This is a genomic window from Rhodococcus sp. WB1, assembly GCF_001700945.1.
In the GTDB taxonomy this organism is placed as follows: Bacteria; Actinomycetota; Actinomycetes; order Mycobacteriales; family Mycobacteriaceae; genus Rhodococcus; species Rhodococcus aetherivorans.
Window position 1 is genome coordinate 257277 of sequence record NZ_CP015529.1, and the last position, 17159, is coordinate 274435.

Sequence of the window (17159 nt, forward strand, 5' to 3'; positions counted from 1 at the left end):
TGGGGTGGTGGATCGTCGGCCACCCCATTGACGTCAGTCCGACGCCGCCTCGAGCTGCGCCTGCACCTGGCGGGCGACCTCCGCGGGCGACGTGCCCGGGGGATAGGTCACCACCGTGATCGCGCGCTCGGCGTCCCGCGCCGGACCGACGGCCGGCGCGGCGCTCTGCCCCGGTGCGACACCGAACGAGCGCCGCACCTCGAGCAGCGCGCGGCGCAGTTCCTCAGCCGTCGCGGACTCGTCGCCGCGGATCATCGCGCGCAGCAGGAAGTTGTGCGTCGCGGTCATCGCGGCCGCGAAGCTGACGATCCGCACCCCCGACTCCGACGGCACCGCCGAGCGCAGGTAGTCGGTGAACAGGCGCTCGTAGCGGTACGTCGTGACCAGCTCCCGCTCGCGCAGCGCAGGCACCCGCTGCACCACGCGATACCGCCACACCGCAAGCTCCCGCTTGTCCCGGAAGTGCCCGAACACCAGCTCGGCGGCCTCGGCGGCGGCCGCCCACGGATCGTCGAAGTTCCCCGACAGATAGTGTCCGACCTGCTCGAGCAGCGATTCGTGATCGGCGAAGATCACGTCCTCCTTCGAGCGGAACTGCCGGAAGAAGGTCCGTCGCGACACTCCCGCGGCCGACGCGATCTGCTCGACGGTGGTCGACTCGTAGCCGTACTCGGAGAACAGGCGGATCGCCTGCGTCACCACGTGCACCCGGAACTGGGCGGGATCGGGGCCGGTCGCGTCGATGCGGCGGGCGGAGTCGGGACCGAGTGCCATGGTTCTCAGTATCCAATCCGCGGTATCGAAGTCGAAACGGCCGCGCCGCCGGACCCGGCGGCGCGGCCGGCGTCAGGCCTGCGCCGAGTGCGCGGCCCGCAGCTCGAACTTGAGGATCTTGCCGGTCGGCGTCCGCGGCAGATCCAGCGGGAACACGATCTCCCGCGGCACCTTGTACCCGGCGAGCAACGTGCGCGTGTAGGAGATCAGCTCCTCGGCCGTCACGGTCTCGCCCTTCTTCAGGATCACGAACGCCTTGGGACGCTCGCCCCACTTCTCGTCGGGCACGCCCACCACCGCGACGTCCAGCACGGCCGGGTGGCTGACGATGGCCTGCTCGACCTCCACGGTGGAGATGTTCTCGCCGCCGGAGATGATGATGTCCTTGGCGCGGTCCTTGAGCTGGATGTATCCGTCCGGGTACATCACGCCCAGATCGCCGGTGTGGAACCAGCCGCCCTTGAACGCCTCCGCCGTGGCCTCCGGATCCTTGAAGTACCCGGCCATGACGTTGTTGCCGCGCAGCACGATCTCGCCCATCGTCTGCCCGTCCGCGGGCACGTCGTTCATGTTCGCGTCGACGACCCGTGCGTTCTCCGCCTGCAGCATGCCCACGCCCTGCCGCGACAGGAGCGCCGCGCGTTCCTCGGCGGGCTTGTCGTCCCACGAGTCCTGGTATTCGCAGATCGTGTACGGCCCGTAGACCTCGGTGAGGCCGTACACGTGCACGACGGTCACGCCGATCGCCTCGAGCTGCGCGATCACCGTCGGCGACGGGGGCGCGCCCGCCGTGGTGATCCGCAGCGGCCGGTCCAGCCGGTGGGCCTGCGGGGCCTCGGCGATGGTCGAGCACACCGCCGGGGCGCCGCAGAGGTTGGTCACGCCCAGGTTGTCGATGGCGTCCCAGATCGCGTCCGCCCGCACGGCCCGCAGGCAGATGTGCGTGCCGGCGGCCGCCGTCACGGCCCACGGCGTGCACCAGCCGTTGCAGTGGAACATCGGCAGGGTCCACAGGTACTGCGTCTTCCCGTCGAACCCGTTGTGGAACGTCTCGCCGAAGGAATTGAGGTAGGCGCCGCGGTGCGTGTACATCACGCCCTTCGGCTTGCCGGTGGTGCCCGACGTGTAGTTCAGGGTGATCACCTGCTCCTCGTCGTCGACGCCCCAGTGCAGCGGGGTGTCGTCGAGGTCGTCGGCGGCGGCGAGGAACTCGTCGTACCGGGTGGTGACGATCCCGGCCGGCACGTCGGGGTACGGGACCGTCGAATCCGGCACCTCCACGACCGCCGTCAGCGACGGCACGCCGGCCGTGACACCGGCGACCGACCCCACGAACTCCGAGTCGACGAACAGCAGCGACGCCTCGGCGTGCCCGAGGATGTACTCGAGCTCAGGCCCGGCGAGCCGGGAGTTCAGCGCGATCAGCACGCCCCCGGCGAGCGGCACCGCGAAGTGCGCGATGAGCAGTTCCGGCACGTTCGGCGCCAGGAAGGCCACCCGGTCACCCGGCTGGATCCGGCTGCGCAGGACCCGGGCCAGGCGCTGCGCCTCGTCGGCGAACTGCGCGTACGTGTATCGGCGGTCGCCGTGGACGATCGCGGTGCGGTCGGGGAACACGGACGACGAACGCTCGAGGAACCGCAGGGGGCTGAGCGGGGTGTGGTTCGCCGTTCGGGCGGTGGGGACGGACGTGGGGGTGGGCACGGATACCTCCGGGACTTCGGCACTCGGTCGGTGTACGCCATTGTGATCGCTGCAACACCGGAACGGGTGGAGGTTATGAGTCACGACAGATTCCCCGCTACCCTCCGAAGTGGGTATTCGCGGTCTCGGAGGTGGTTCCGGTGAGGTCTGTGTCGACGAACCCAGCGTCGACGAGCACGGCGTCGACGAACCCGGCGTCGGCAAGGGTCGGGACGCCGAATGTTGCGGCGACGCGCCAGGGCCCGCACGCGCACCTGCGGCCGAGCGACGAGGACGCCCTGCGCGCCGAGCTGCGGCAGCTGCAGATCTCGACCGGGATGCCCGTGCTGTTCGGTGGCACCGTGCACGGCGGGGACATGCTGCTGTCCGGTTTCGTCGGCACCCGCAGCGGCATCCTCCGCGACCTGGTGATCAGCTCCGAGTGCGGGCTCGGCGGCAAGGTGGTCGCCGAGCAGCGGCCCGGTGCGGTGTCGGACTACTTCAACTCCCCCCAGATCTCCCACGAGTACGACCGGGAGGTCGCGGGGGAGGGCATCGAGTCGCTGCTCGCCGTGCCGGTGGTGGTGCGCCGCCGCACCCGCGCCGCCCTGTACGGGGGCCTGCGGACCAGCCTGCCGATCGGCGACGTGGTCGTCGAGCAGGTGATGCGGTCGGCCCGCAGGCTCGCCCGCGAGATCGAGATCCGGGACGAGGTGGACCGGCGGGTCGCCCTCATCGACAACGCCCGCGCCGCCGCCCCGTCCGCAGTGTCCGCGTCGGTGTCGGAGGGCATCACCGAGAGCTACCTGGCCCTGCGGGAGATCGCGGCACAGACGTCCGACCCGGGGATCGAAGCGCGCCTGCGGGAGGTCGAGGAGAAGCTGCGGACGCTGACCGGCGGGGCGGCCACACCGACGGTGCGGCTCTCGGCGCGGGAACGGGATGTGCTGGCGTACGTGGCGCTCGGGTGCCGCAACGCCGAGATCGCCGAGCGGCTGTCGCTGAGCGTGGAGACCGTCAAGAGCTACATGCGCAATCTGATGGGCAAGCTCGAGGTGGGCAGCCGGCACGAGGCGGTCGTCGAGGCCCGTCGGCAGGGCCTGCTGCCCTAGCAGGGCTTTGTCACAGCCCACCTGCGGAGCGGACCGGGGCGGATTCCCGGCTCGGCGCCAGCCGGTAGCGGTGGGCAGCGCCGACATCGGATGGGTTTCTTCAGCAGATCTTCACCGGATCTCGTGCTGGGCTACAGCGGTGGGCACCTACGGTGAGTGCGCCCGCCACAACCGCGGTGGAAGAAGGCGCCGGTGGCGCGTGCACGCCTTCGAGTGTCCGAGGTGAGAGATGGCTGCATCCGAGTCCGGTTCCCCGGAGTCCACGGCCGATTCGGCGCAGTCGTCGTTGCTGGCGGCTGATGGGATCGAGAAGAGCTTCGGTCGCGGCTGGTGGCCGCGACGGCACCGCACCCCGGTGTTGCGCGGGGCGGACCTGGTGCTGCGCCCCGGGGAGGTTGTCGGGCTGGCGGGGGAGAACGGCTCGGGCAAGTCGACGCTGATGAAGATTCTCGTCGGGGACCTGCGGGCCGATGCCGGCAGTGTGCGCCGTCCGCGGCGGCTGGGCTACTGCCCGCAACAGCCGGTGGTCTACGAACGGCTCACGTGCGACGAGCACTTCGAGTTGTTCGGTCGGGCGTACCGGATGAGCCCGGAGGTTGCGCACCGCTCCCGCGGCCACCTGTACGCCACGTTGGGGTTCGACCGCTACGCCGGCACCCGTGCCGACCGGTTGTCGGGCGGGACGCTGGCGAAATTGAACCTGGGGCTGGCGCTGCTGGCCGATCCGGAGGTGTTGCTGCTGGACGAGCCGTATGCCGGGTTCGACTGGGATACCTATCTGCGGTTCTGGGAGATCGTGGCGCAGCGTCGGCAGGCGGGCCGCTCGGTGTTGATCATCAGTCATTTCGTGGCGGACGAGCAGCGGTTCGATCGCATCGTCGATCTGCGGGAGGGCCGGACGGTGCCGCGATGAGCCTCGCCCCCACGATGAGCCTCGCCCCCACCGTGCGGTCGGCGGTCGGCGACGTCCGGGCGCTGATCGGCCGGTTCCTGGCCGACTATGTCCGCAACCCGGTGAACCTGCTGGTGCTGGTGATTGTGCCTGTGGTGTTCGTGATCGTCGCGGCTGGAGCGATGGCCGATGCGGCCAGGCTGCTCGGTGGCGCGGGTGGACCGGCGGTGGAAACGGCGACGGCCGGGTGGGCGGCGGGTTTCCTGGCCGGGATCGCGATGTACTTCCAGATCAATGCCGCCCGGGCGGCGGACCGGCGGCTGGTGTCGGCGGGCCTGGCGACAGGGCGGCTGGTGCTGGCCCGGCTCGGCACCGGCCTGGTGTTGGCGGTGCTGGTCTCGGCGGTGGCGTTGCTGGCGCTGGCGATGCGTGTCGGCATCGATGCTCCGGTGCGGGTGACGGTGGGCACGGTGATGTTCGCGATGATCTACCTGGCGATCGGGGCGGTGGTCGGCGCACTGGTGCCCAATCCGGTCAACGGCACCGTGCTGATCCTGTTCGTCTGGATCGTCGACGTGTTCTTCGGGCCGGCGATCGGTTCGGCGGAGCGGGTGGCCACCCGCGGGTTTCCCACCCATTTCGTGACGCTGTGGATGGTGGATGTGCCCTCCCGCCACGGCGGAAAGGTCGGGGACCTGGGATGGGCACTGGTGTGGATGGCCGGGGCTCTCCTCGTCGGGGCGGTGGTGGTCACCGCCACGGTCGGCGGGGTGCGCCGCAGCGGTGGGCTCAGCGGCCGGGCCGGGCGGGCGGATCGGTTCGCGGTGGGGCTGGACATGGGGTTGCGGGACTGGCGCCGCAACCCGGTGCTGTGGGTGCTGCTGGTGGTGGTGCCGATCGTGTTCATCGCGTTGTCGAAGGCGATGACCGTCCCCGAGTTCGGGATGTTCTCCCTGGTCGAGGACGGACGAACGGTGACGGAGGTGTTCTGGCTGCCGGACGTGCATGCCGGGACCATGACTCCGATCGCCATTGCGTCGCTGTCGGCGCTGGCCGGGTTGTTCGTGGTACTCGATGCGCGCAGCGGTGATCGGCGACTGTCGCTGGCCGGCTTCGGTGCCGGGGTGCTGCTGGCGGTCCGGTTGACGGTGATCGCGGTGGCGGCGGTGGTGGTGACCGCCTCGTCGTTGCTGGTCACCGCCACGGTGTTCGATGCGCGTCAGTGGGGCCTGTACGCGGCCGGGAACCTGCTGCTGGCGTTGACCTACGGGCTGGTGGGGGTGTGTCTGGGACCGTTGTTCGGGCGGGTGGGCGGGGTATTCATCGCGTTCTTGGTGCCGTTCGTGGATCTGGGAATCGGGCAGAGCCCGATGCTGCGGCCGCAGCCGTCGCAGTGGGCGCAGACGCTCCCCGGCTACGGCGCGACCCGGATGATCCTCGACGGCGGGCTGACCGACAGTTTCGACGCCGCCGGGCCGTTGCTGGCTGCGCTGGGGTGGCTGGTCGGGCTCACTGCGGTGGCGGCCTGGTTGTTCCACCGGGCCCCGGCGAGCCCGCCGCGGCCCGGCGCCGGGCTCTGAACCACCCGGAGGTCAGTACTTGGCGACGGTGAGCAGCGCGACCGTGTCGGCGACGGCGTCGATCCGGTGCCGGGTGCGGGGTAAGGCGATCAGGTCCCCGCTGCGTCCGTCCCAGCTCGTCCGGTCGGCGACGACACGGATGCGCCCGCGCAGGATGTACACCGTGGCCTCACCGGGACTGACGTGCTCGGCCATGGACTGTCCGGCCTGCAACGCCACGAGAGTCTGCCGCAGCACGTGTTCGTGCCCGCCGTAGACGGTCTCGGCGCTGCGGCCGCTGGGCGCGGCGGCGGCATGCGCGGCCAGGTGCCGGGCGAGCGCATCGAGCGCAAGCTTCTTCATCGCCGCTCCCGGGGACCGGTGCCGGCGTGCACGGCACCCCGCGGAGGGGTGGTGCGCGCGCTGCTGCGGGCGCCTGCGGCGGTGGGCAGGTGCACGGTGAATCGGGCGCCGGTTCCGGCTCCGCCGCTGGAGGCGGTCAGCGTACCGCCGTGGGCTTCGACCAGGGCGCGGGCGATGGTCAATCCGATGCCGCTGCCGCCTTCTTGCCGTCGGCGGGCGGGGTCGGCACGGTAGAACCGGTCGAACAGATGACTCAGGTGCTCGGCGGCGATGCCGTCGCCGGTGTCGGTGACGGTGATCCCGGCTTCTCCGTCGACGGCGGTGGTGGCGACGGTGACCGTGCCCCCGGCGGGGGTGTGCCGCAGGGCGTTGTCGAGCAGATTGCCCAGCACCTGCCCGATCCGGTCCGGGTCGACCGTGACCGCGGCGGGGTGCTCGACGTCTTCGACCAGGGCGACGCCCTTGGCGGCGTAGCGGTCGGCGGCGACGCGGACCGCGGCGTCGACGAGGGTGCGGGTGTCGGTGGGCACGGGCGTGACGGACAGCCGGCCCTCTTCGGCGCGCGAGACCGCGCCCATGTCCTCGGCGAGCCGCCCGAGCCGGGCGGTGCTCGACCGCAGGACCGCGAGGGTCTCGGCGTCGGGAACCCGGATGCCGTCTTCGAGGGCCTCGAGGTGGGCATCGAGAGTGGCCAGCGGGGTGCGCATCTCGTGCGCGAGATCCGAGAGCATGCGCCGCCGGGTGGTTTCGACCGAGTCCAGCCGATCGGCGAGCTGGTTGAACGTCTCGGCGAGCTGGTCGAATTCGTGCCCGAGACCGGGTCCGGGCAGACGCACGCCGTAGTGGCCGCCGGCGATCTCGGTGGCCGAGGCGGCCACGCCGGTGACCGAGCGCTGCACCCTGCGGGTGAAGTACCAGCTCACCGCCAGCGCCATCAGCGCCGAGACCACCAGCGCGATGGCCAGCGAGATGATCATCGCCGAAGTGAACGCCTCCTCCACATGCGCCGCCTCGGTCGAGACGTGCTCGATACCTGCCTGCTCGAGGTGGTTGTGGAACAGTCCCGGGGCGACGGCGGCGGCCACCAGCCAGGCGCTGATCGCGCCGCCGACGACGACGATCGCCTGCGCGGCCAGTAGCCGGCTGCCGAATCCGACACTGCGGCGCCCGGGCCTCCGCCCTGCTGCCGCCCGTGGGGGTGGTGTGGTCACTGCCCGGCTCCCATGCGGTATCCGACCCCGCGCACGGTGCGCACGAAGACCCCGCGGGTGGCGTCGTCGCCGAGTTTGCGGCGCAGGTGCCCGATGTGCACGTCGACCAGGTGTTCGTCGCCGACCCAGCTCGGGCCCCACACCGCGGTGATGAGCTGCGCCCGGGTGAACACCATGTTGGGGTGTGCGGACAGCGCGGCGAGGAGGTCGAATTCGGTGCGGGTCAAGGCGATCGGGGTACCGTCGACCCACACCTCGCGGCCGGCCGCATCGAGGGTCAACGACCCGAACGTACGGCGGCCGGTATCGGTGCCGGACTGCGCGGGGGTGCGGCCGTCCCCGGTCGAGGGTCGGGGGCGCCGCAACATGGCCTGGATGCGGGCGATGAGTTCACGCGGACTGAAGGGTTTGGTCATGTAGTCGTCGGCGCCGACCGACAGGCCGACCAGGGTGTCGATCTCGTCGGCGCGGGCGGTGAGCATGACGACGTAGGCGTCGGAGAACGTGCGCAGCTGCCGGCACACCTCGATCCCGTCCAGGTGCGGCAACCCCAGATCGAGCACCACGACATCCGGATCGACCTGCCGGGCGCGCTCGACGGCGTCGAGCCCGTCGTGCACGAGCGTGACCTCGCAGCCGGCGCGTTCGAGGTAGGTGCCCACAACCCGGGCCAGCGCCACTTCGTCTTCGACCACCAGCGCCCGCAGGCCGCTCGGGGGGACCGCTGCGCTCGAGGCAGAGGCGGGGACGAGCTGATCGGAACCGGAGGCCATGTCCCATCGTGACCGCCGCGGCGGGCCGGTGGCGACGTTCTTCAGCGAACCTTCATCGAACGCCAACCCGCGGCGTCGGGTAACGGGCCCAGACTCGGATCCGGGCCTTTCGAGGAAAGGAGCGGCCGTGATGTGGGGATCGGGCGCAGTGGGCTGGGCCGGCTGGATGGTGATGGCGCTGACGATGATCGGTTTCTGGGCGTTGGTGGCCTTCGGCATCGCCGCGCTGTTCCGCACCGGTCACCGCACCGGCACCCCGCCACCGCCGGCCGATCCGCTGCGCGTCCTCGACGACCGTTTCGCACGGGGCGAGATCGACGCCGACGAGTACCAAGCCCGGCGGCGGGCGCTGCGTCCCTATCGGTGAGCGGCGCCGACCTCGTGTCGTCCGTTGTCGTCCCAACGTTTCCAGGAGATGTGTGTGGTGCAGATGTCCCGCCGTATGTTTCTGCTCGGTGCGTCCGCGGCCGCCGGGGCGATGGCCCTCGGTGGGCCGGTCGGCTGCGCCCGCCCCGGTGTAGCGGGAAATCCGGTCGGGCCGGGCGCCGAGGCGGTGCGCCGGCTCGAGGCCCAACGCCGTACCACCGGGCAGGCGGTGGTCGCCGCGCAGGTGACGGCGCGGCCTGTGCAGGTCGACCTCGGCGGTACGGTGGTCTCGACCTGGGGCTATGGTGACACGCTGCCCGGTCCGCTGCTGCGGGCCCGGGCCGGGGATCTGCTGCAGGTGCGGGTCGACAACCGACTCGAGGCCGACACCAGCATCCACTTCCACGGCATCGCGATGAGCAACGACATGGACGGGGTACCGGGGCTCACGCAGGAGCCCATCGTCGCCGGGGAGTCGTTCACCTACGAATTCACGCCCCCGCATCCGGGCACCTACTTCTACCACTCGCATACCGGGCTGCAGCTCGACCGCGGCCTGTACGGGGTGGTGGTGATCGACGACCCGGCCGAGCCCGGCGGCTACGACGACGAATGGGTCGTCGTGCTCGACGACTGGGTCGACGGCACCGGCCGCACCCCCGACGATGTCGCCCGCGAACTCGGCATGCCGGCCCCCGGCCGGCTCGCCCCCCGCGCGGGTGGGATGGGCTCGATGATGGACCACGGCGCGATGGGCGGCATGGGCTCGATGATGGGTGCAGAGAGCATGCGCTCGGACCTGCTCGGCGGTGCCGGCGACGTGAACTACCCGTACTACCTGCTCAACGGCCGCACCCCCGTCGACCCGGTGACCCTGACCGCCGCCCCGGGGCAGCGGGTGCGGATCCGGCTGGTCAATGCCGCCTCGGACACCGCCTTCCGCGTCGGGCTCGGTGGACATGCGATGACGGTCACCCACAGTGACGGTTTCCCCGTGTCCCCCCGGAACACCGACGCGGTGCTGATCGGTATGGGCGAACGGTTCGATGTGCTGGTCACCCTCGCCGACGGGGTGTTCCCGCTCTACGCCGCCGCCGAAGGCAAACCCGGCCACGCGGTGGCCGTCGTGCGCACCGCCGCCGGGACGGCCACCACCGATACCCGGCCCGGCGAGCTGGATCGGCGGGTGCTGCTCGGCACCGCCCTGTCCCCGGCCGAGCAGGTGCGGTTGCCCCGACGATCCCACGACAACTACCTGAGCGTCGACATGGGCGGCACGATGGCCCCGTACCGGTGGATGCTCAACGGCGCCACCTTCCCCGACACCGCGCCGCTGACCGTCGCCCAGGGACAACGGGTACGGATGCGGCTGCGGAACATGTCGGCCATGTTCCACCCGATGCACGTGCACGGACACACCTTCGCCCTGGTCGACGGCGGAGCCCGCAAGGACACCGTGACGGTGCGTCCGATGCAGACTGTGGAAATCGAGTTCGACGCCGACAACCCGGGCCAGTGGGCCCTGCACTGCCACAACGCCTACCACCAGGAAGCCGGAATGATGACGACCCTGTCCTACCGCGCCTGAGAAGACGGAGCCTGCGTGTGACGACTCCTCCCGGCGAGCACCCCGCCACCGCCGAAGCCATGAGCACCCCACCGGCGGCCGTGCCGGCCCGCAAGGGCCCGCTGGCCGCGACCTGGAACGCCGTGTCCGCGGCCCTCGGCGCGGTGATGGGGCTGGCGCCGCACGTGCTGCACCACGTCGGCCTGATCGCCGGGGCCGCGCTGGTCACCGGCGCCGGGGGCAACCTGTTGTTCTTCGCCCTCGGGGTGGTGTTCTCGATTCCGCTGCTGCGCCGGCTGTTCCGGCGGTTCCACACCTGGAAGGCCCCGGCGTTCGCCCTGGTGGTGTTCGCGGCGATGTTCTCGCTCTCGGCGTTCGTGCTCGGACCGGCTCTGACCGGCCCCTCGGCCCCGAACCCTGCGCCGGCGCCGGGACCGAGCTCGGTGCCGACCACCACCGTCCCGGCCGACCACGGCGAACACCACAGCGGCTGAGGGACTGTCACCGCAGGGCTCGGCGGTACCCGTTTCGGGGGATGCAGAGTCTTCAACAGATCTTCACCGAACCACCAGCCGAAACCCCCACCGCGGCGGGAAGAGTCATCGGCGCACGGCTCCGGTACCAACCGACCCGCACATCCGGAATCCGAGGAGGCGAGATGGCTGATCATCGCCGGGGCACTGGTACCGACGAGCACGGACCCTGACCGAGACCCGGACTTCTTCAACGGATCTTCATCCAACCACCAGAAGATGCCGGGGCGGGGCGGGGCAGACTCGGACTCGATCAGCGATGACCGTTCACCGGTGTCGGCTACCGGTACTGCGGTTCGGCGGAACCGCACTGCGTACGGGGGCGAGTAATGCGTCCCCGCTATCAGAGGGAGGGACCGGATCGAATGAACCGAACCACCGTTCTCGAAGTAGGCGGCCTGCACTGGGCGACGTCGACGCCGGTCATCGAATCGGCCCTGCTGCGCCGACCGGGAGTGACCGCGGTGGAGGCCAACGCGGTGAACCAGACCGCCACCGTCACCTACGATCCGGACCGCACGTCGGTGGCGGAGCTGTCGAAATGGGTGCGGGACTGCGGCTATCACTGCGCCGGCCGCTCGGTGCCCGAGCACGTGTGCGACCCGATGAGCGAACCGGCTCCGGGCCCGGGCACACCCGCACATCCCCCGCAGCCGGCGGCGCACGAGATGCCTGGCGGGCACACCGCGCAGGAGCTGATGGGTCACGGCGGTCACGCCGGGATGTCGATGGACGCCATGGTCCGCGACATGCGCAATCGGTTCCTGGTGGCGCTGGTGCTGTCGATCCCGATCATGTTGTGGTCGCCGATGGGTCGCGAGATGTTCGGGTTCACCGTCCCGGCGCCGTTCGGCCTGCGCGACGACGTGTTCACCTTGTTGCTGAGCCTGCCGGTGATCTTCTACTCGTCGTGGATCTTCTTCGACGGTGCCTACCGGGCCTTGAAGGCGCGGACCCTGGACATGATGGTGCTCGTCGCCGTCGCGATCGGCACCGGCTGGCTCTACAGCGTGGGCGTGACACTGACGGGCGGCGGCGAGGTGTTCTACGAGGCCGCCTCCGTGCTGGCGAGCTTCGTGCTGCTCGGGCACTGGTTCGAGATGCGCGCCCGCGGCGGCGCCAACGATGCCATCCGGACCCTGCTCGAACTCGCCCCGCCGATGGCGGTGGTACTGCGCGACGGGCAGCCGGTGGAGATCCCCACCGCCGAGGTCGTGGTCGGGGACCTGCTCCTGATCCGACCGGGGGCGAAGATCCCGGTCGACGGCACCGTCGAGACCGGCAGTTCCGAGGTCGACGAATCCATGGTCACCGGGGAGTCCCTGCCGGTGACCAAGGCCGAAGGATCCGAGGTGATCGGTGCGTCGATCAACACCACCGGCACTCTGCGGGTACGGGCGACCAAGGTCGGCTCCGACACCGCGCTCGCGCAGATCGTCGCGCTGGTGCAGGAGGCCCAGAACTCCAAGGCACCCGGCCAGCGCCTGGCCGATCGCGCCGCATTCTGGCTGGTGCTCGTCGCCCTGATCGGGGGGCTGGGCACGTTCGTGGTGTGGTGGGCGGTCGACGGGGATGTGCAGCGGGCGCTGCTGTTTGCCATCACCGTCGTGGTGATCACCTGCCCCGACGCGCTCGGGTTGGCCACCCCGACCGCGATCATGGTCGGCACCGGTCTCGGCGCCCAGCGCGGCGTGCTGTTCAAGAACGCCACCGCCCTCGAGACCTCGGCCCGCATCGACACCGTGGTGATGGACAAGACCGGCACCTTGACCAAGGGCGAGCCGGAGGTCACCGACGTCGTCGTCGACGGGCTCACCGAGGACGAGCTGCTGACCCTGGTGACGGCGGTCGAACGCGAATCCGAACATCCTCTCGCCGGTGCGATCGTGCGCTATGCCGCCGCCCGCGGCCTTCCCGCGGTGTCGTTGGAGAACTTCCGCAACGTGCCCGGACACGGTGCGGTTGCCGAGGTGGCGGGCCGGCGGGTGGCCGTCGGCAACCGCAAACTCATGGTCGCCGAGAATGTCGACTTCGGCGCGTTGATGGACCGGCGCGACGAGCTGGCTTCGACCGGCCGCACCGCGGTCCTCGTCGCTGTCGACGGCCGCGGCGTCGGGGCGATTGCCCTGGCCGACGCCGCCCGGGAGACCTCGGCCGAGGCGGTGGCGTCGCTGCACGAACTCGGCATCGAGGTGGTCATGCTCTCCGGCGACAACGTGGCCACAGCCCGCCGCATCGCCGGACAACTGGGCATCGACACCGTCATCGCCGAGGTGCTGCCCGGCGACAAGGCCGACAAGATCGCCGAACTGCAAAGAGCCGGGAAGAAGGTCGCCATGGTCGGCGACGGCGTCAACGACGCACCCGCCCTCGCGCAGGCGGATCTGGGGATCGCCATCGGTGCCGGCACCGACGTCGCGATCGAAACCGCCGATCTGGTGCTGATGCGCTCGGACCCGCTGGATGTGCCGATTGCGCTGCGCATCGGCCGGGGCACCTTGCGCAAGATGCGGCAGAATCTCGGCTGGGCGGTCGGTTACAACGTCATCGCGCTGCCGATCGCCGCCGGCGTGTTCGAGCCCGCCTTCGGGCTGGTGCTGCGCCCGGAGATCGCGGCGTTGTCGATGTCCGGCTCGAGCCTGATCGTCGCGGTCAATGCGCTGATGCTCAAGCGGCTGCGGTTGCCGTCCCCACCGCAGGAGCAGCCGGCGCCGCGCCCGGCACCGGAGCCGATCCCTACCAGCCCGCACCGCTGACCTCACCGCGGTGTCGGCGCATCCAGGGGTCGACGCCAGGGTGGGATCGGGTGGCCGGCGCGGCCGTAGGATCGGTGGTGTGGTCCTCGTGTACGAGATCGCGCTCGTGCTGGTGTCCGTGCTGATCGTCTGGTTCTCGGTCTACGTGCTGTACCGCCTGGTCACCGACGACTCCGACGGTCGCCACTACCGCCGCTGACACCGCCGCTCCTGAACCCGGCGCACCTGAGGTGGGCAGGGCGATTCGACCTGACTGCGGTCTTCACGCCCCCGGGCCGGGCCGATGGGTGTGCAGGGCGTCGAGACGGCGCCGGTACTCGTCCTCGTCGATCTCGCCGCGGGCGAAGCGCATGGCCACAATCTCTTCCGGCGTCGGGGCATAGGGCGCCGGCGGTGGTGTCGACCGGGGAGTCGCGGCGCGCACCAGCATCACGATGCCGACGATCACCAACGCCCAGAACGCCACCATCCCGACGGTCATGAGCACATAACCCCAACCGTTCATGCCGTTGCCGTACCAGAACATCATCGAAACCACCCTTCCTCGCCCTCGGTCGGCGCTACCGGACACCGGCTGTCCGACCCGGTCGGCCGCAGCACCGGCACCCCGCGTGGGGCAGCGGTGCGCGGTCCCGGTGTGTTCGCTGTCCACGGTGCCCGGCCTCGATGAGCTCTTCGCCGTCGTTTCCGTGAAGATCTGCTCAAGAACAGCGGCGATGGTCGCCCAGGCGTCCGGGTCGGTCGCCGATTGCCGGAGGGGCCGGGGCGGGAAGGGGCCGCAGCGTCCACGGTCCGGGCACGGAGCGCCGTGTGACCCCGGCTCCGGGCTCGGCGCGGTGGTTCTTCAGGAAATCTTCACCGAAAGGTCCGAGTTGTCGCCGGGTGCGGCTGCCAGGCTCGGATCCGGACGAGGTGCGGCCGGCCGGTCGGCCGCACCGCAGAGGGCGTATCACACCCGCAGTGGTCCGCGTCCCCCGCCGAGGGGTGAGGCGGGCCGGGTTTGCCGCAGCCGCTGTGGGGGATGCCTTCGCTATCGCGACCGTGGTGTCGGCCCGGTGCGTGTACACGACGGAAAGGAATGTTCTTGTGAGGAAGAAGTCTCTGGCCACCGGCGCAGTGGCGGTCGCTGCGGCGCTCACCCTGGCCGCCTGCAGCGACTCGGGCAACGATCAGGCCTCGCAGGCGAGCCCGTCGGCGACGGCGACCACCAGCGCCTCCGCCGAGACGGCCGCCGACCACAACCAGGCGGATGTGACCTTCGCCCAGCAGATGATCCCGCACCACAGCCAGGCCATCGAGATGAGCGACGTCATCCTGGCCAAGGAGGGCATCGACCCGCGGGTCACCGAACTGGCCCAGCAGATCAAGGCCGCCCAGGGCCCGGAGATCGAGCAGCTGCAGAGCTGGCTCACCGACTGGGGGCAGCCCACCATGCCCATGGGCACGACCAGCATGCCGATGGCCACTCCGAACATGCCCATGTCGTCCCCCGGGATGGAGATGCCCGGACACGACATGCCGATGCAGTCCACCACGATGCCCGGCGGCGGACAGATGGGTGGCGGCATGAGCGGGATGATGTCGGCCGAGGACATGACCGCCCTGCGCGACGCACAGGGTGTCGACGCGTCCCGCCTGTTCCTGACCCAGATGATCGAACATCACCGCGGCGCGATCGCGATGGCGCAGACCGAGGTCGACTCCGGGCAGAATTCCGACGCGGTGGCCATGGCGCGCACCATCGCCGAGACGCAGCAGCAGGAGATCACCACGATGGAGAACATTTTGTCCTCGTTGTGACCGCGAGAAAGCCGCCGCGCTCGCGCGGTCGACACGGTGGGGCCCGGCACGCGGACGTGCCGGGCCCCACCGGTCAGCGGGGAGCACCGCCCGGTCCGACCGCGTCAGTTCAGTGTGTACAAGACCTCGGCCGTGGCGGCGTAGGCGGTGTCGAACCCGGTGGCGGTCAGCGCCTCCACCTGCCCGACGAAGGCCCGCTGCTCCCAGGCGGCGCCGTCCCGGCTGCGCCAGGCGTAGCCGTCGGCATCGATGCCCCACAGCCCGTCGCCGGTGCCGGCCAGCAGCACGAGGGCGGGTGCGTCCTCGACCGGGGTGAAGGTGCGTGCCAGGTCGGTGCTGCGCTCGAGCCCGGCCGGCGTGATCGCCCACACCGCGCCCGGGGTCAGGGCCAGGGCCGCGGCCGCCACGGTGGCACCGGCGCTCCAGGTGGCGCCGGCGTCGGTGGACACCCGGATGCCGCGGGTGCCGTCGAAACCGACCACCACGGTGCCGTCCGTGGCCAGGGCGTGGAAATCCACCTCTCCGAGCAGGGACCGGTCGGTCCAGGTGCGCCCGCCGTCGTCGCTGCGGCGCAAACCCAGCGGGTTGGGGCCGGGGTTCGACGGACCCGGATGGCCCGAGGCGACCAGCACGTCGCTGCCGGACACCCCGGCCAGCCCCATCAGATCGTCGTCGGAGGTGCCGACCTCGGTGGTGGCGCCGGACGGCGCGACCGCGACCAGTCCGCTGTGGGTGCCGGCCAGGATCGTGCCGGCGGAATCGACGCTCATCCCGTGCACGTGATCGAGCGCCGGGGACAACGCAACGCGCGGTGCGGTGGCGGCGCCGGAGGGTACGGTCGCCGCGCGAGGGGTGTCGGGGGACGAGCATCCGGCCACGAGCAGGGCAGCTGCGGCCAACGCCGACACCGCGCCCGGCAGGCTCGTCCAGGTGCGCGCACGCGCCTTGAGGTCCATGGAGAACTGGTCGCGATTCATGCAGCTCGCTGCCGGAGCTGTTCGCGCACCCGCAGGCGCTCCTGCTCGGTCAGCACGATCGTCAGCGGCGACAGGTTCCGCATCTCCGCTCCTCTCACACTCGACAGACCGAGTGCCCTCAGTGTAGGGGGACGGTAGCGGTCGAGAGCACGCGAGATTCGGGCAACCCCCGGCACCGGAGCCTGGGGCGCCGCCCGGCGGCGACGACGCGCCTGCTGCGGGCACACCCGATACGGCCCCGGCAACAAGAGCGCCACCGGAGGGGAAGACCCCGGCGCCGCACCCGCAAGCCCCACCCTGCCGCGCCCGGCCGACGGCGGGCACTGGGGCGGGACCGGGCGGTCCGTCGCCCCGACCGCCGGGGTGATCACCTCCACCTTCGGGGACGGGCGGGGACACGGAGGCATCGACATCGCCAATACCATGGGCGCACCGATCGTCGCCGTCGCCGACGGGGAGGTCATCAGCGCCGGACCGGCACAGGGCTACGGGCTGTGGGTACGCATCCGGCACGACGACGGCACGGTGACCACCTACGGCCACAACAACACCAACCTGGTGACGGCCGGGCAACGAGTCGAAGCCGGGCAGAAGATCGCCACCGTCGGAGATCGCGGCAACTCCACCGGACCCCACTTGCACTTCGAGGTCGAAGACCGCTCCGGCGCCAAGACCGACCCGGCGCAGTGGCTGGCCGACCGCGGCACCCCCATCATCGCTGCGGACTGACCTCCGAGCGGGCAACCGCACCGCCCCACTGGCACAGCCGCAGCGCACCCACGCCGGGCGGCGC

At 70.9% G+C, this 17159-nt stretch carries 15 protein-coding genes and 1 pseudogene; 9 read left to right on the forward strand and 7 right to left on the reverse strand.

Features of this window, described 5'->3' with window-relative positions; translation table 11 throughout:
* Positions 1-33 precede the first annotated feature (33 nt).
* Positions 34-774 (reverse strand): TetR family transcriptional regulator, encoded by a 741-nt coding sequence (locus tag A4U64_RS01245; protein ID WP_006930316.1) that lies wholly within the window; start codon positions 772-774, stop codon positions 34-36.
* Positions 775-846: 72 nt separating this feature from the next.
* Entirely contained in the window at positions 847-2478 is a 1632-nt protein-coding gene (locus A4U64_RS01250; RefSeq protein WP_065922031.1) for an acyl--CoA ligase family protein, read from the reverse strand.
* A 254-nt stretch (positions 2479-2732) separates the two neighbouring features.
* Here A4U64_RS01250 and A4U64_RS01255 point away from each other — a divergent pair, with 254 nt between their 5' ends.
* From A4U64_RS01255 to A4U64_RS01265, 3 genes are all read left to right on the forward strand, one after another.
* Positions 2733-3569, forward strand: coding sequence for a helix-turn-helix transcriptional regulator (locus A4U64_RS01255; RefSeq protein ID WP_037202046.1), 837 nt, complete (start codon positions 2733-2735; stop codon positions 3567-3569).
* A 355-nt stretch (positions 3570-3924) separates the two neighbouring features.
* On the forward strand, positions 3925-4482 hold the full coding sequence (locus A4U64_RS01260) for an ATP-binding cassette domain-containing protein (protein WP_065923378.1): 558 nt from the start codon (positions 3925-3927) through the stop codon (positions 4480-4482).
* Positions 4483-4496: 14 nt separating this feature from the next.
* Positions 4497-6041 carry an ABC transporter permease gene (locus A4U64_RS01265; protein ID WP_065923379.1) on the forward strand — a complete coding sequence of 515 codons (1545 nt, stop codon included), beginning with the start codon at positions 4497-4499 and terminating at the stop codon, positions 6039-6041.
* A gap of 12 nt (positions 6042-6053) precedes the next feature.
* On the opposite strand, the gene A4U64_RS01270 is transcribed toward A4U64_RS01265, so the two are convergent.
* Genes A4U64_RS01270 through A4U64_RS01280 form a run of 3 tightly spaced genes read right to left on the reverse strand, consistent with a single transcriptional unit; the run spans position 6054 to position 8367 of the window.
* Entirely contained in the window at positions 6054-6383 is a 330-nt protein-coding gene (locus tag A4U64_RS01270; RefSeq protein ID WP_029546350.1) for a cupin domain-containing protein, read from the reverse strand.
* The gene (locus tag A4U64_RS01275; protein ID WP_065922032.1) at positions 6380-7594 is read right to left on the reverse strand and encodes a sensor histidine kinase; all 1215 of its coding nucleotides are present in this window, start codon (positions 7592-7594) and stop codon (positions 6380-6382) included. Before A4U64_RS01275 ends, A4U64_RS01270 begins: the two co-directional genes overlap by 4 nt.
* Positions 7591-8367 (reverse strand): response regulator, encoded by a 777-nt coding sequence (locus A4U64_RS01280; protein WP_373566451.1) that lies wholly within the window; start codon positions 8365-8367, stop codon positions 7591-7593. The genes A4U64_RS01275 and A4U64_RS01280 overlap by 4 nt, the downstream gene beginning before the upstream one ends.
* A 130-nt stretch (positions 8368-8497) precedes the next feature.
* Here A4U64_RS01280 and A4U64_RS01285 point away from each other — a divergent pair, with 130 nt between their 5' ends.
* From A4U64_RS01285 to A4U64_RS01300, 4 genes are all read left to right on the forward strand, one after another.
* On the forward strand, positions 8498-8734 hold the full coding sequence (locus tag A4U64_RS01285; protein WP_037201187.1) for an SHOCT domain-containing protein: 237 nt from the start codon (positions 8498-8500) through the stop codon (positions 8732-8734).
* A 48-nt stretch (positions 8735-8782) separates the two neighbouring features.
* Complete coding sequence (locus A4U64_RS01290) at positions 8783-10321, forward strand: multicopper oxidase family protein (RefSeq protein ID WP_164528082.1); 1539 nt, start codon at positions 8783-8785, stop codon at positions 10319-10321.
* A 17-nt stretch (positions 10322-10338) separates the two neighbouring features.
* On the forward strand, positions 10339-10794 hold the full coding sequence (locus tag A4U64_RS01295) for a hypothetical protein (protein ID WP_065922033.1): 456 nt from the start codon (positions 10339-10341) through the stop codon (positions 10792-10794).
* Positions 10795-11198: 404 nt separating this feature from the next.
* Positions 11199-13589: a heavy metal translocating P-type ATPase gene (locus A4U64_RS01300; protein ID WP_065922034.1), complete on the forward strand. Its 2391-nt coding sequence runs from the start codon at positions 11199-11201 to the stop codon at positions 13587-13589.
* Positions 13590-13851: 262 nt separating this feature from the next.
* Here A4U64_RS01300 and A4U64_RS01305 read toward each other — a convergent pair whose 3' ends face one another.
* Complete coding sequence (locus A4U64_RS01305; protein ID WP_006945984.1) at positions 13852-14118, reverse strand: SHOCT domain-containing protein; 267 nt, start codon at positions 14116-14118, stop codon at positions 13852-13854.
* A 557-nt stretch (positions 14119-14675) separates the two neighbouring features.
* On the opposite strand from A4U64_RS01305, the gene A4U64_RS01310 reads away from it, so the two are divergent.
* On the forward strand, positions 14676-15389 hold the full coding sequence (locus A4U64_RS01310; protein ID WP_029546334.1) for a DUF305 domain-containing protein: 714 nt from the start codon (positions 14676-14678) through the stop codon (positions 15387-15389).
* Positions 15390-15493: 104 nt separating this feature from the next.
* On the opposite strand, the gene A4U64_RS01315 is transcribed toward A4U64_RS01310, so the two are convergent.
* On the reverse strand, positions 15494-16366 hold the full coding sequence (locus tag A4U64_RS01315; protein ID WP_373867484.1) for a F510_1955 family glycosylhydrolase: 873 nt from the start codon (positions 16364-16366) through the stop codon (positions 15494-15496).
* 264 nt (positions 16367-16630) lie between these two features.
* On the opposite strand from A4U64_RS01315, the pseudogene A4U64_RS01320 reads away from it, so the two are divergent.
* Positions 16631-17095, forward strand: a pseudogene (locus tag A4U64_RS01320) (M23 family metallopeptidase); the annotation flags it as partial.
* Positions 17096-17159 lie beyond the last annotated feature (64 nt).

Coding starts and splice junctions, on each gene's coding strand:
- A4U64_RS01290 (WP_164528082.1), top strand. CDS start 8,783: ATGTGTGTGGTGCAGATGTCCCGCCGTATGTTTCTGCTCGGTGCGTCC.
- A4U64_RS01285 (WP_037201187.1), top strand. CDS start 8,498: ATGTGGGGATCGGGCGCAGTGGGCTGGGCCGGCTGGATGGTGATGGCG.
- A4U64_RS01300 (WP_065922034.1), top strand. CDS start 11,199: ATGAACCGAACCACCGTTCTCGAAGTAGGCGGCCTGCACTGGGCGACG.
- A4U64_RS01315 (WP_373867484.1), bottom strand. CDS start 16,366: ATGAATCGCGACCAGTTCTCCATGGACCTCAAGGCGCGTGCGCGCACC.
- A4U64_RS01280 (WP_373566451.1), bottom strand. CDS start 8,367: ATGGCCTCCGGTTCCGATCAGCTCGTCCCCGCCTCTGCCTCGAGCGCA.
- A4U64_RS01270 (WP_029546350.1), bottom strand. CDS start 6,383: ATGAAGAAGCTTGCGCTCGATGCGCTCGCCCGGCACCTGGCCGCGCAT.
- A4U64_RS01265 (WP_065923379.1), top strand. CDS start 4,497: ATGAGCCTCGCCCCCACCGTGCGGTCGGCGGTCGGCGACGTCCGGGCG.
- A4U64_RS01245 (WP_006930316.1), bottom strand. CDS start 774: ATGGCACTCGGTCCCGACTCCGCCCGCCGCATCGACGCGACCGGCCCC.
- A4U64_RS01305 (WP_006945984.1), bottom strand. CDS start 14,118: ATGATGTTCTGGTACGGCAACGGCATGAACGGTTGGGGTTATGTGCTC.